The organism is Aquitalea sp. FJL05, assembly GCF_003852595.1.
GTDB classification, from domain to species: Bacteria; Pseudomonadota; Gammaproteobacteria; order Burkholderiales; family Chromobacteriaceae; genus Aquitalea; species Aquitalea aquatilis.
In genome coordinates this window covers 341,708-354,435 of the sequence record NZ_QAJS01000016.1, presented here as the reverse complement: position 1 = coordinate 354,435, position 12,728 = coordinate 341,708, and the positions used below count along the sequence as shown (strand labels likewise).

Here is a 12,728-nt window from a genome sequence, read left to right as displayed (position 1 = left end):
AGAAAGCTGGGAAAATGAATAATTGGCGTATACAACGGGAGTATTGCGCCACCACAACGAACCGATGCAGCGGAGGTTTCTGTGTCAGAGCTTCTTAAAAAAATTGATGCCAGAACAAAACTGGCGGGGACCAACAAGCTGGAAATCCTGCTGTTCTCCCTGGGGCACGACCAGCGTACGGGAAGAAAAGAAGTTTTCGGCATTAACGTGTTCAAGGTGCGCGAAGTCATGCGCACCCCTGAAATCACGTCCGCCCCGGAAATGCCATCGTCGGTCGAAGGCATGGTCAGCCTGCGCGGCTCGCTGGTGCCGGTGATTGATCTGGCCAAATACGCTGGCATCGTCACCAGCAACAAGCCGGAAATCATGATCGTCACCGAGTACAACGGCCACACGCAGGGCTTTCTGGTGGAAGCGGTCGACACCATTTTGCGCCTGGACTGGTCTGCCATGCGCGTGCCGCCGGACATGATCACCAACCGCATGGCCGGCCTGGTCACCGCCGTCACCGAGCTGGATCAGGGCACCCTGGTGATGATGATGGATGTGGAAAAAGTACTGGCCGAAACCTCGCTGGTTGACGATTCCCACCACTTCATCAATATCGAACCGGTAAAAGAAGAACGCATGATCTTCTTCACCGACGACTCCGCCGTCGCCCGCAAACAGATCGAACGCACCCTGGACGCGATGCAGGTCAAATACGCCTACGCCATCAATGGCATGCGCGCCTGGGAAGAACTGCAAAAAATGGCCATGCAGGCCGAGCTGTCCGGCAAGCGCCTGTGTGAAACCCTGCATCTGGTACTGACCGACGTGGAAATGCCGGAAATGGACGGCTACATGCTGACCAAGCTGATCAAGAGCGACCCGCGCTTTGCCGGCATTCCGGTACTGATGCACTCCTCGCTGTCCGGCTCTTCCAACCAGAAGCTGGGCCAGTCGGTGGGCGTCGACGAATATGTCTCGAAATTCGAAGCCCAGAAGCTGTCGATGAAGCTGCGCGAAATGCTCAACCTGGCCAAAAACTAAAGCAAACCGGACAGCCATTCGGAAGAGGGAAAAAATATGTCAGCAACAGACGCATCCTTGCTTGCCAGCGTCGATGCCCGTACCAAACTGGCGGGCTCCAACAAAATGGAAATCCTGCTGTTTTCGCTGGGCACCCGCGAAACCTTCGGCATCAATGTATTCAAGGTCAGGGAAGTATCACAAACGCCGGCCATCACCAAAACCCCCAACATGCCGTTCGGGGTGCAGGGCGTGCTGTCCCTGCGCGGCAACATCATCCCGGTCATTTCGCTGGCACGTTTCGTCGGTTCGGAACAGAGCGGACGCAAATTCGACACCATGATCGTCACCGAATTCAACAAGAGCACGCAGGCTTTTCTGGTGGATTCGGTCGACCGCATCATCCGCGTCGACTGGGACCGGGTACGTGCCCCGGAAAACATGATGAGCACCACGACCAACTCCAACCTGATTACCGCGATTACCGAGCTGGAAGACGGCAAGCTGGTTTCCATTCTGGACGTGGAGCAGATTCTGGCTACCGTGGTGGGTGAGCCACGCCTGCCGGACATCCCGCAGGCACAGCTGGAGAACGACCAGTACCTGTTCTTCGTCGACGACTCGGTGGTGGCGCGCAAGGAAATCACCAGTGTGCTGGAAAAGATGGGCATCAAGTTCCAGCAGGCCACCAATGGCCGCGAAGCCTGGGACCGCCTGCAAGTGCTGGCCAGCCGCAACTGGGGCGAGGACGAATCGCTGCACGACTATCTGAAGATCATTCTGGTGGATGCGGAAATGCCGGAAATGGACGGCTATGTCCTGACCAAACTGATCAAATCCGATGTCCGCTTTAAAGGCATCCCGGTTATCATGCACTCCTCGCTCTCCTCCAACGCCAACAAGGCGATGGGTTCCAGCGTGGGTGTCGATGCCTATGTTGCCAAATTCGATCCGGCAATACTGGCTGAAACTTTGATTCCATTCCTGCAGAGGTAACCGTTAAAATCAACGGCTCAATGGAATACCGACATTTCAGGACCTACCCAGATGCCAGATAAAAACATGCGATTCCTCGTTGTGGACGATTTCTCGACCATGAGAAGAATTGTTCGCAACCTGCTGAAAGAGTTGGGGTTCACCAACGTCGATGAAGCCGAAGACGGCCAGGTTGCCTTGCACAAGCTGAAAACGCAGCATTTCGACTTTATCGTTTCCGACTGGAACATGCCGAACATGACCGGCATCGAGTTGCTGAAAGCAGTACGCGCCGATCAACAGATCAAGCATCTGCCCTTCATGATGATTACTGCCGAAGCCAAGCGGGAAAACATCATAGAAGCCGCCATGGCCGGAGCCAGCGGCTACATCGTCAAACCGTTCACGGCGGCAACACTGGAAGAAAAGATGAACAAGATCTTCCAGACCATGAACAAGTAAAACGAATAAACATAGCAAATAAACTTGCCTAGTCAGCACTGAGGAGAGGCTATCGTGCCGGATCACATTCTGGAAAGTGGAGATTCCCCGGATCTCGAAGCATTGTTTGACAGCATAGCCAGTCAGCAACAGCAAAAAGAACCAGAAGCAGTCTCGACGACATCGGCTGGGGCGGTCACCACGGCAGGTAGCAACGAAATCAGTACGGCAGTCATGTACGAACAGATTGGCCAGCTAACCCGCAAGATGCACGACGCACTGCGTGACCTGGGCTACGACAAATCGCTGGGGAAGGTGGCGGATGCCATTCCCGATGCCAAGGACAGGCTGAGCTATATCGCCTCGCTGACGGAAAGTGCCGCAGAGCGGGTGCTGAATGCCACCGATCTGGCCAAACCCTACCAGGATGATCTGGAAAGCCGTGCCAAACTGCTGTCGGAACGCTGGAACCTGCTCTATGCCAACCAGCTGTCCACTGCCGAATTCAAGAACCTCGCCGAGGATACCCGTCAGTACCTCGGCCATGTTCCGAAACAGACTCAAGCCACCAATACCCAGTTGCTGGAAATCGTGATGGCGCAAGACTTTCAGGACCTGACCGGCCAAGTCATCAAGAAAATGATGGATATGGTGCATATACTGGAAACGGAACTGGTCGCCTTCCTGATCGAATTCTCTCCGGATTCGAAGAAGGCCGAGCTGGACAATAATCTGCTGAATGGACCGGTAGTCAATCCGGAAGGCAGAACGGACGTGGTGTCCAGCCAGCAGCAGGTCGATGATCTGCTGGAAAGCCTGGGCTTCTAAACAAAAAGCGGTGAACGTGTTAGCGGCATAAGCGGGGTGAGAAAATGAGCGATTTTGGCGGCATGGAAGAACTGCTACAAGACTTCCTGATGGAGTCTACCGATCTGCTGTCCGACGTGGACAACAAACTGGTGGAACTGGAAAAGCGTCCTGAAGACAAGGCACTGCTGAATGACATTTTCCGGGGTTTTCATACCATCAAGGGCGGAGCTGGCTTTCTGAATGTGGGTCCGATGGTGAATTTGTGCCATCGCACCGAAAACCTGTTCGACAAGCTGCGCAATGGTGAACTCCACATCACGCCAGAAGTCATGGACGTGATCCTGGACGCAACCGGCATTGTGCGCGACATGTTCGGCACCCTGGGCCAAGGCCTGATGGTGGCCGATGCCGATGCCGACGTACTCAATGCGCTGGACGCCGTACTGGCCGGCGAGATGCCCGGCAAGGCAGAAGCTGCAGCCCCTGCAGCAGTGGCCCCGGCAGCGCAAGCTGTGGCCACCCCTGCTCCAGCCGCAGCCGCCGCGACAGACGGTCCGGACTGGAATGCCCTGCATCAGGCCATCGTGCCGCAGGCCGCTCCGACTGCCCCGGCAGCCGCACCGGCACCGGCAGCACCGGTGACTGCCGTCGCCACGACACCGGTTCAGGAATTGCTGCCCGCAGCAGAACACATCCCTGCAGCCAAGCCCGCCACCAAGGCTGTTGCCAACAAGCAGCCCAGCAGCGCCGGCAATAGCAGTGGCCCGCAGGAAAACACCATCCGTATCGATACCGTACGCCTGGACATGGTGCTCAATCTGTCCGGCGAAATCGGCCTGACCAAGAACCGCCTGACTACCCTGCGCACGGAAATCCTGCAGGGCAATCGCGACGGCAACACCCTGCGTTCGCTGGACGAAGCCATCAGCCAGCTCGACCTGCTGGTGGGTGACCTGCAGAACGCGGTGATGAAGACCCGCATGCAGCCGATTGGCCGCCTGTTCCAGAAGTACCCGCGCTTGGCGCGTGACCTGGCCCGCCAACTGGGCAAGGAAGTCGAGCTGGTGCTGTCCGGTGAGGAAACCGAGCTGGACAAGACCATGATCGAAGATCTGAACGATCCGCTGGTCCACCTGGTTCGCAATGCGGTCGATCATGGTGTGGAGTCACCAGAAGAGCGCATTGCCGCAGGCAAGAAGCCGCAATCGCTGATCCAGCTGACTGCCGAACAGGTGGGCGATCACATCCAGATTGAAATCACCGACGATGGCAAGGGCATGAATCCGGATGCCCTGCGTCGCAAGGCTATCGAAAAGGGCCTGATCGACCAGGAAACCGCCAACGGTCTGGACGAGAAGCAGTGCCTGCAGCTCATCTTCATGCCGGGCTTCTCAACCAAGGACCAGATTTCCAGCGTCTCCGGCCGTGGTGTCGGCATGGACGTGGTGCGGACCAATATCCAGAAGCTGAACGGCCGCATCGATATCAACTCGCTGCCGGGCGAAGGCACTCGCATCAGCATCTCGTTGCCGCTGACGCTCGCCATTCTGCCGGTACTGGTGGTACGTGCCTGCAACCAGCCGTTTGCCGTACCGCTGGCCATGGTGCGCGAGATCATCACCATCGATCCGAATGCCATCCAGGAAGTATCCGGCAAGCCCACCATCGTGGTGCGCGACGAAATCCTGCCACTGCGCACGCTTGCCGGCCTGCTAGGCTGGGAACCGACGCAGAAGCCTTACTTTGGCGTGCTGATGCAGTCGGCCGAAAAGTCCTTCATTCTGGCCATCGACTCCTTTGTCGGTCGTGACGATGTTGTCATCAAGCCGCTGCAGAATATTCGTCCGAAGGGTGTGGCTGGTGCCACGCTGTCTGGTGATGGCTCGGTAGTCCTGGTACTGGACATGGAAGACCTGCTCAGCTCCAGCGATGGCACCAACGGTCAAGTCCGGACCTCGGAGTTGATCTCCGCATAAGAAAAACCAGAACTGGCAAGTTTTAATGACCTCACAAAGCGCCTTCATTGGCCGACAAACGGTATTAAACCGTAACCAGCAGCTCATCGGGTATGAGCTGCTTTTTCGTGCAAGCGAGGAAGCCAACTCGGTAGGCCCTCACAGCGAACTGCAGGCGGATACCCAGGTATTGGTCAATACCCTGAACAATATGGGTACCAGCTGGCTGATCGGCAACAAGCTGGCGTTTATCAATGTTGGTGAAGCCATGCTCACCAGCGACTTTCTGGAGCTGCTGCCACCGCGCCGCGTGATTCTGGATATCGCCCCCGACATCAGCGCCTCCAGCGAGCTGCTGTCGCGGGCGCGCCATCTGCGTTCGCTGGGTTTTGGCATCGCTCTGGATGATTTCTCGTTCGAAGCCCAGTCCGCCGCTTTTCTGGAGTTCGCCAACTACGTCAAGCTGGATATCCAGAACCGCAATACCAACCACTTCCAGGTGCTGGCGGCCCGTTTGCGCAGCTATCCGGTGATCCGCATCGCCGAGCGGGTGGAAACCCACGAGCAATACCATCTGTGCAAGGAACTGGGCATGGATGGCTTTCAGGGCTACTACTTCGCCAAGCCGGAAACGCTGTCGGCGCGGGTGATTCATCCCACCTTCAGTAATGCGCTGGAACTGCTCAACCTGTTGCGCATGGATGCTGACCTGCGCCAGGTAGAACAGATCCTAAAGCGCGATGTGGCCCTGTCCTTCAAGCTGCTGCGCTATGTCAACTCCGCGGCAGCCGGGCTGAATACCACCATCAGCTCCTTCTCGCATGCCGTCACCGTACTGGGCTACAAAAAGCTTTACCGCTGGCTGACCCTGTTGCTGATCACGGCCTCTGACGATGGCCGTGCACCGCCCGCCTTGCAGAAAACTGCGGTGACCCGCGGCCGCCTCATGGAATTACTGGGTGAGCAGCTGGGACTGAATCATGACGACTGCGACAATTTGTTCATCGTCGGCATGTTCAGCCTGCTGGATGTGCTGTTCGACATGCCCATGCCCAATATTCTGGAACACTTGCAGCTGCCGGCTGCCCTGATCGAAGCCCTGGCGGAACGCAAGGGCCAGATGGGCGCGCTGCTGCAACTGACCTGCAGCTGCGAAGATGGCCAGCTGACCGGCGTAGTTGAACAGTCAGCCCAACTGAAGCTCAGCGCGGACCAGCTCAATCAGGCCCACGTCGCCGCACTCGCATGGGTAGAGGATCTGGGCTTATAATTGCCAGCCCTTCAGCCGGTTCCGAACCCTTCGATGAAACTGTTAGCCATTGATACCTCCAGCAGTTATTTGTCCCTGGCCCTCAGCCTGGATGGCGAAATGCACGCCTTTCATGAGGAAATGGGGCAAAAACACGCGGAACGGACCCTGCCGGAAATTGACCGCCTGCTACAACAGGCGGGCATCAAACTCGGAGCACTGGACGCCATCGTCTTCGGGCAGGGGCCAGGTTCGTTTACTGGTCTGCGCATTGCCTGCGGCCTGGCGCAAGGACTGGCCTTTTCAGCCGGGCTGCCGGTCATCGGCATCCCCACACTGGATGCAGTTGCCCAGCAAAGTGAAGCCGGCCAGCTGCTGGTTTGCCTGGATGCCCGCATGCAGCAGGTGTACTGCGCGGTCTACCAGACCGGCCCTCACTGGCAACGCCGGGGACCCATTACCCTGCAGGACCCCCAAGCGGTAATACTACCGGACGGTATCAGCCTGGTGGCTGGTGACGGCTTTGATAATTACCCTGCCCTGCTGGCTGGACAGCGCGAGCACATCCGCCATAGCGGCGTCCTGCGCGCCGATGCCCGTGCCCACATCGCGCTGGCACAGAGCGGCCGTTATCCCATGCAGCACCCGCGCGAAGCCGAACTGCTTTACGTCCGCAACAAAGTGGCCTTGACCTCAATCGAACAGCAGGCGCTCAAGGGATGAGCAGCGTCCACCGCTACCATCCTGCCTCCGCCCACAGCCTGGCCACGCTGGAAGCCGCTGCGACACCGCATGGCTGGAGCGAAGGCAATTATCAGGACTCCATCAACGCTGGCCACCCGTTTTACTGCCTTGGTCAACAAGAGATCGGCTTTGCCGTGGTCATGCCCGTGCTGGATGAAGCCGAATTGCTGAACATTGTCATCGCCGCGCCGCAGCAAGGGCGCGGTCTGGGCCGACAACTACTGGCCGGCCTGATGCAGGATCTCCAGCAACAGGGCTGTCAGCGCCTGTTTCTGGAAGTACGTGCCAGCAATACCCCGGCGCGGGCACTCTATCAACGCTGTGGCTTTCGTGAGTCCGGCCTGCGCAAAAACTACTATCCTGGCCACGATGGTCAACGCGAACACGCCATCCTGATGGAGGCCAGCCTGTGAACCGCAGCAGCTTTATCCAGCAGGCCATCGGCCTTGGCCCGCAATGGCAGGCCCGCAGCGGCTGGTTTGAACAGCATCCGGCCGAACTGGACCGGCAAGCCATGCAACTGGCACAGCAGCAATCCAGCCAGCCGCCCACAACAGACACTGTAGCCATCCCGGCACCAGCTGCTGTTACCAATGTCCACATGCCCACCCCGGCCATGGTGACAAGCGAAACTGCAGCACCAAGCACGCTGGACGCAGCATTAGCTGCCGCCGGTGTGACTGACCACCTGGAGCAGCCGCTGTCATCGCCCCAGCCGCTGGTGGAGCTAGGCTGGGACCAGCTTGAACAAGCAGTGGCAAACTGCCAGAACTGTCAGCTCTGCCACACTCGCACCCAAACGGTATTTGGCCGTGGTAATCCGCGGGCACGCTGGATGCTGATCGGCGAGGCACCCGGCGAACAGGAAGACAAGCAAGGCCAGCCCTTTGTCGGCAAGGCCGGTCAGTTGCTGGCCAATATGCTGGCCGCTGCCGGGCTGGACCGTGAGCACGATGTCTATATCGCCAATGTGTTGAAATGCCGGCCACCAGGCAATCGCAACCCGGCTCCGGAAGAAATCCTGGCGTGCAGCACTTATCTGCAACAGCAGATCCGCCATGTACAACCCACCCTGATCCTGGCGCTGGGCCGCTTTGCCGTGCAAACCCTGCTGCAAACCGAGCAAAGCATAGGCAAGTTGCGCGGTCAGTTACACCAGTATCAAGGCATTCCGCTGATTGCCACTTACCACCCGGCCTATCTGCTACGCAATCTGCCGGACAAGGCCAAGGCCTGGCAAGACATGGTGCTGGCCAAGCAGCACTTCAGCCGCCTCAGCAGCTAGTTGCGCCGCAGAACCTGCCATCATCAGCCATAAACGCCCAGCAGCCAGCGCCGATAGATGTCATCGGCCTGGGCGTGGCTCTGTGGCATGCCCTCCTCCAGCGAAGCTGCAATCTGCGCCACAGACATGACGCTGGGCAGATCATGGGCATCGATCTCCTGATAACCCACCTGCAACCACTGCCGGATCATTTCTACCTTCACCTCGCAATGAAACTGCATGCCCAGGTGCCGGCCATCGTAAAGATAAGCCTGGTTGCGACAATAAGCACTACTGGCGAGCAAGCTGGCACCTTGCGGCAAGTCGAAGCTGTCACTATGCCACTGAAAAACACGCAAGGACGCGCGCTGGCCAAACCACTCCTCCGCTAGCGGCTCGGCCTGCAGATCGATCCAGCCGATTTCCGGGATTGCAGCCTTGCGTACCTGCGCCCCAAGCGCCCGGGCCAGCAGCTGGCCACCCAGGCAGTGCCCAATCACCGGCACATCAGCAGCCACTGCCCGCCGCAGGAAATCAATCTCCGGCAGAATCCAGTCATGCTCTGTCTCGTCGTTTACGCTCATCGGACCACCAAAGGTGGCGATGCCGGCGTAAGTTGACACATCATCGGGCAGCACATCACCGGCATAGACCTTGAAAATGCGCGAAGGGATGCTCTGGCGGTTTAGATAATCGAGAAAATACTCTGGTCCATCCAGCGATACATGCTGAATGATGGCGATAGGCTTCATGTCGTTTCCTCATGCTCACCTGGCACCCAATCGATGCAAAAATGATCACAAAAAAATTTAAAAAGCCAATATAGATGAATTAATACAGGCAATGAATTGATACTTGATCAAATCATCAAGAGACCAGCCTAAGTGCGCCTCAGAAACAACACAATAATCCCGTGCATGACAGGCAATAAAAAACCCTTCTCCGTGCACCAGAGAAGGGCTCTTGAACGTTACCGAAAAACAAGCTTACTTCAGCTTGGTTTCCTTGTAGATAACGTGTTTACGGACAACGGGATCAAATTTTTTGATCTCCATTTTTTCCGGCATCGTGCGCTTGTTCTTCGTAGTGGTATAGAAGTGGCCAGTGCCGGCTGTGGATTCAAGCTTGATTTTATCGCGCATTGTATAACCTATCTGTCGCTATCTAGTTGACCGCTTAGATCTCGCCACGAGCGCGCAGATCTGCCAGCACTACATCGATACCAACTTTATCGATAGTACGCAGTGCAGCGTTGGATACGCGCAGGCGCACCCAGCGGTTTTCGCTTTCTACCCAGAACTTGCGGTACTGCAAGTTCGGCAGGAAACGACGTTTCGTCTTGTTGTTGGCGTGGGAAACATTGTTCCCGGTCATCGGACGTTTGCCGGTGACTTTGCAAACACGCGCCATGTTAACACTCCCAAAACCGGTAAAAGCTGGCTTTATACCATGAAAAAAGCCAGCGATTCAAGCATGATGCGCACCTTCCGCAGAAAGCACGATCTCGTATATGAAACAGTCGGGGCGGATTGTAACGGAATTACCACAAACACGCGAGTGCAACATGCAATTGCCCGAAGCAAGTGTTGCATTCATTGTTGCAACAAGCGGTGCCATGGCGGTTCAAATCCAAGCGATTTCAGGTTAAAATCCCGGATTCCCATAGAGCCGTAATTCCATGACCAAGTATATCTTCGTAACCGGCGGTGTGGTGTCTTCCCTCGGGAAGGGCATTGCCGCTGCGTCCATTGCTGCCATTCTTGAGTCGCGCGGGCTGAAAGTCACCATGCTGAAGCTCGACCCGTACATCAACGTCGATCCGGGTACCATGAGCCCCTTCCAGCACGGTGAAGTATTCGTGACGGAAGACGGCGCAGAGACCGACCTTGACCTTGGCCACTATGAGCGCTTCATCCAGTCCAAGATGAAGAAGAGCAACAACTTTACCACCGGTCAGGTTTACGAGTCGGTCATCACCAAGGAACGCCGTGGCGATTACCTGGGTGGCACCGTACAGGTCATTCCGCACATCACCGACGAAATCAAGCACAAGGTGCATGAGGGCGCCGGCGATGCCGACGTAGCCATCGTCGAAATCGGCGGCACCGTGGGTGATATCGAATCCCTGCCCTTCCTGGAAGCCATCCGCCAGCTGCGCTCCAACCTGGGCCGCAAGAACACCATGTATGTGCATCTGTCCTACGTGCCGTTCATCGCGACCGCAGGCGAGATCAAGACCAAGCCGACCCAGCACTCGGTGAAGGAACTGCGCGAAATCGGCATCCAGCCGGATATCCTGCTGTGCCGCATGGACCGCGAACTGCCGGCCGATGAAAAGCGCAAGATCGCCCTGTTCTGCAATGTGGAAGAAAACGCCGTCATCGGCTGTTATGACTCCGACTCCATCTACAAGGTACCGGCGATGCTGCACGAGCAAGGCATCGACGACATCATCACCGAACACATGCAGCTGGACATTCCGCCGGCCGACCTGTCGGTATGGGCGCGCATCATCGACGCCATCGAGCACCCGGAGCAGTCGGTCAACATCGCCATGGTCGGCAAATACGTCGATCTGACCGAATCCTACAAATCGCTGTCCGAAGCCCTGAAACACGCCGGCATCCACACACGCTCGGCCGTCAACATCATCTATGTCGACTCCGAAGACATCGAACGTGATGGCGCCGAATCGCTGAAGGACATGGACGCCATCCTGGTTCCGGGCGGCTTTGGCAAGCGCGGTGTGGAAGGCAAGATCAAGGCCGTCAAGTTTGCCCGCGAGAACAATATCCCCTACATGGGTATCTGTCTGGGCATGCAGATCGCGCTGATCGAATACGCGCGTGACGTGGCCGGTCTGGCTGGTGCCAACTCCACCGAATTCGACCTCGACACCGATTACCCGGTGGTCGCCCTGATCGACGAATGGGTCAATCACGACGGCAAGATCGAAAAGCGTGATGAAAACTCCAATCTGGGCGGCACCATGCGTCTGGGCGGTCAGCACTGTGATCTGGTAGATGGCTCGCTGGCAGCACGCGTGTACGGCGCTACCGACATTGTCGAGCGCCATCGTCACCGCTACGAAGTCAACAACTACTACGTACAGCGCCTGGAAACAGCCGGCCTGACCATTTCCGGCCGTTCCGCCGGTCATGAAAAGCTGGTGGAAACCATCGAACTGAAAGACCATCGCTGGTTCTTTGCCTGCCAGTTCCACCCGGAATTCACCTCTACCCCACGCGATGGCCACCCGCTGTTCAAGGCCTATGTGCAGGCCGCCATCGACTACAAGGCTGAAAAGCAAGGGAAATAAGCATGAAACTGTGCGGATTCGAAGTCGGCCTCAACCAGCCCCTGTTCCTGATCGCCGGCCCCTGCGTGATCGAAAGCGAACAGATGGCTCTGGACACCGCCGGTCAGCTGAAGGAAATCACCAGCGAACTGGGCATCAACTTCATCTACAAGTCGAGCTATGACAAGGCCAACCGTTCTTCCGGCACCTCGTTTCGCGGCTTCGGCATCGATGAAGGCCTGCGCATCCTGGACGAAGTAAAGCGCCAGATCGGCGTTCCCGTCTTGACCGATGTACACGCAGAGAGTGAAATCGCCCAGGTCGCCAGCGTGGTGGATGTGCTGCAGACCCCGGCCTTCCTGTGCCGCCAGACCGACTTCATCCGCGCAGTTGCGCAATGCGGCAAACCGGTCAACATCAAGAAGGGCCAGTTCCTGGCACCGGGCGACATGAAAAATGTCATCGACAAAGCCCGTGCTGCCGCACTGGAAGCCGGCTTGCCGGAAGACAGCTTCATGAGCTGCGAGCGTGGCGTGTCTTTTGGTTATAACAACCTGGTATCGGACATGCGCTCGCTGATGATCATGCGCGAAACCGGCTGCCCGGTCGTTTACGATGCCACCCACTCGGTACAACTGCCAGGCGGACAAGGCAGCTCTTCCGGCGGACAGCGCGAATTCGTGCCGGTACTGGCGCGTGCGGCCGTGGCTGCTGGCATTGCCGGCATCTTCATGGAAACCCACCCCAACCCGGCATGTGCCATGTCCGACGGCCCCAATGCCTGGCCGCTGGGCCGCATGAAAGAACTGCTGGCCACGCTGCAACAGCTGGACAGCCTGGTCAAGCAAAGTGCCTGGCCGGAACACTCGCTGTAATACGTTTTCGCTCCATCTGTGGTAACAAGTTTTCTGCGGCCAGCCGCCTGTGAGGGCTGGCCGGTGATGATACGGTTAACCTAGCAAAGCAACTGAAGGGGACAAG

At 57.4% G+C, this 12,728-nt stretch carries 14 protein-coding genes; 11 read left to right on the top strand and 3 right to left on the bottom strand.

The genetic code is table 11. The features are described from left to right. Positions 1-81 precede the first annotated feature (81 nt). The 9 genes from DBR44_RS15525 to DBR44_RS15485 are packed head-to-tail and all read left to right on the top strand — an operon-like array spanning position 82 to position 8,470. Complete coding sequence (locus DBR44_RS15525; RefSeq protein WP_124644919.1) at positions 82-1,032, top strand: chemotaxis protein; 951 nt, start codon at positions 82-84, stop codon at positions 1,030-1,032. A 36-nt stretch (positions 1,033-1,068) separates the two neighbouring features. Next, the gene (locus DBR44_RS15520; RefSeq protein ID WP_124644918.1) at positions 1,069-2,007 is read left to right on the top strand and encodes a chemotaxis protein; all 939 of its coding nucleotides are present in this window, start codon (positions 1,069-1,071) and stop codon (positions 2,005-2,007) included. A 51-nt stretch (positions 2,008-2,058) separates the two neighbouring features. After that, positions 2,059-2,448 (top strand): chemotaxis response regulator CheY, encoded by a 390-nt coding sequence (gene cheY, locus DBR44_RS15515; RefSeq protein WP_082693990.1) that lies wholly within the window; start codon positions 2,059-2,061, stop codon positions 2,446-2,448. Between the two features lie 54 nt (positions 2,449-2,502). Next, complete coding sequence (gene cheZ / locus DBR44_RS15510; RefSeq protein ID WP_124644917.1) at positions 2,503-3,255, top strand: protein phosphatase CheZ; 753 nt, start codon at positions 2,503-2,505, stop codon at positions 3,253-3,255. A 44-nt stretch (positions 3,256-3,299) separates the two neighbouring features. Then, positions 3,300-5,213 carry a chemotaxis protein CheA gene (locus DBR44_RS15505; protein ID WP_124644916.1) on the top strand — a complete coding sequence of 638 codons (1,914 nt, stop codon included), beginning with the start codon at positions 3,300-3,302 and terminating at the stop codon, positions 5,211-5,213. 25 nt (positions 5,214-5,238) lie between these two features. Next, positions 5,239-6,462, top strand: coding sequence for an EAL and HDOD domain-containing protein (locus tag DBR44_RS15500; protein WP_124644915.1), 1,224 nt, complete (start codon positions 5,239-5,241; stop codon positions 6,460-6,462). Between the two features lie 33 nt (positions 6,463-6,495). Continuing rightward, positions 6,496-7,164: a tRNA (adenosine(37)-N6)-threonylcarbamoyltransferase complex dimerization subunit type 1 TsaB gene (gene tsaB / locus DBR44_RS15495; RefSeq protein ID WP_124644914.1), complete on the top strand. Its 669-nt coding sequence runs from the start codon at positions 6,496-6,498 to the stop codon at positions 7,162-7,164. Beyond that, positions 7,161-7,598: a ribosomal protein S18-alanine N-acetyltransferase gene (gene rimI, locus DBR44_RS15490; RefSeq protein WP_233578604.1), complete on the top strand. Its 438-nt coding sequence runs from the start codon at positions 7,161-7,163 to the stop codon at positions 7,596-7,598. The genes tsaB and rimI overlap by 4 nt, the downstream gene beginning before the upstream one ends. Next, entirely contained in the window at positions 7,595-8,470 is an 876-nt protein-coding gene (locus DBR44_RS15485; protein WP_124644913.1) for a uracil-DNA glycosylase family protein, read from the top strand. Before rimI ends, DBR44_RS15485 begins: the two co-directional genes overlap by 4 nt. Positions 8,471-8,493: 23 nt before the next feature. Here the strand turns inward: DBR44_RS15485 and DBR44_RS15480 are convergent, their stop codons facing one another. The 3 genes from DBR44_RS15480 to rpmB form a co-directional block, all read right to left on the bottom strand. Continuing rightward, entirely contained in the window at positions 8,494-9,201 is a 708-nt protein-coding gene (locus DBR44_RS15480; protein ID WP_124644912.1) for a type 1 glutamine amidotransferase, read from the bottom strand. Between the two features lie 234 nt (positions 9,202-9,435). Further along, the gene (gene rpmG / locus DBR44_RS15475) at positions 9,436-9,591 is read right to left on the bottom strand and encodes a 50S ribosomal protein L33 (RefSeq protein ID WP_012696028.1); all 156 of its coding nucleotides are present in this window, start codon (positions 9,589-9,591) and stop codon (positions 9,436-9,438) included. A gap of 34 nt (positions 9,592-9,625) precedes the next feature. Beyond that, on the bottom strand, positions 9,626-9,859 hold the full coding sequence (gene rpmB, locus DBR44_RS15470; protein WP_011137003.1) for a 50S ribosomal protein L28: 234 nt from the start codon (positions 9,857-9,859) through the stop codon (positions 9,626-9,628). Between the two features lie 268 nt (positions 9,860-10,127). On the opposite strand from rpmB, the gene DBR44_RS15465 reads away from it, so the two are divergent. Together DBR44_RS15465 and kdsA are read left to right on the top strand one after the other, a co-directional pair. Then, positions 10,128-11,768, top strand: a complete 1,641-nt coding sequence (locus tag DBR44_RS15465) for a CTP synthase (RefSeq protein WP_124644911.1) — start codon at positions 10,128-10,130, stop codon at positions 11,766-11,768. A 2-nt stretch (positions 11,769-11,770) separates the two neighbouring features. Continuing rightward, on the top strand, positions 11,771-12,622 hold the full coding sequence (gene kdsA / locus DBR44_RS15460; protein WP_103525330.1) for a 3-deoxy-8-phosphooctulonate synthase: 852 nt from the start codon (positions 11,771-11,773) through the stop codon (positions 12,620-12,622). Positions 12,623-12,728 lie beyond the last annotated feature (106 nt).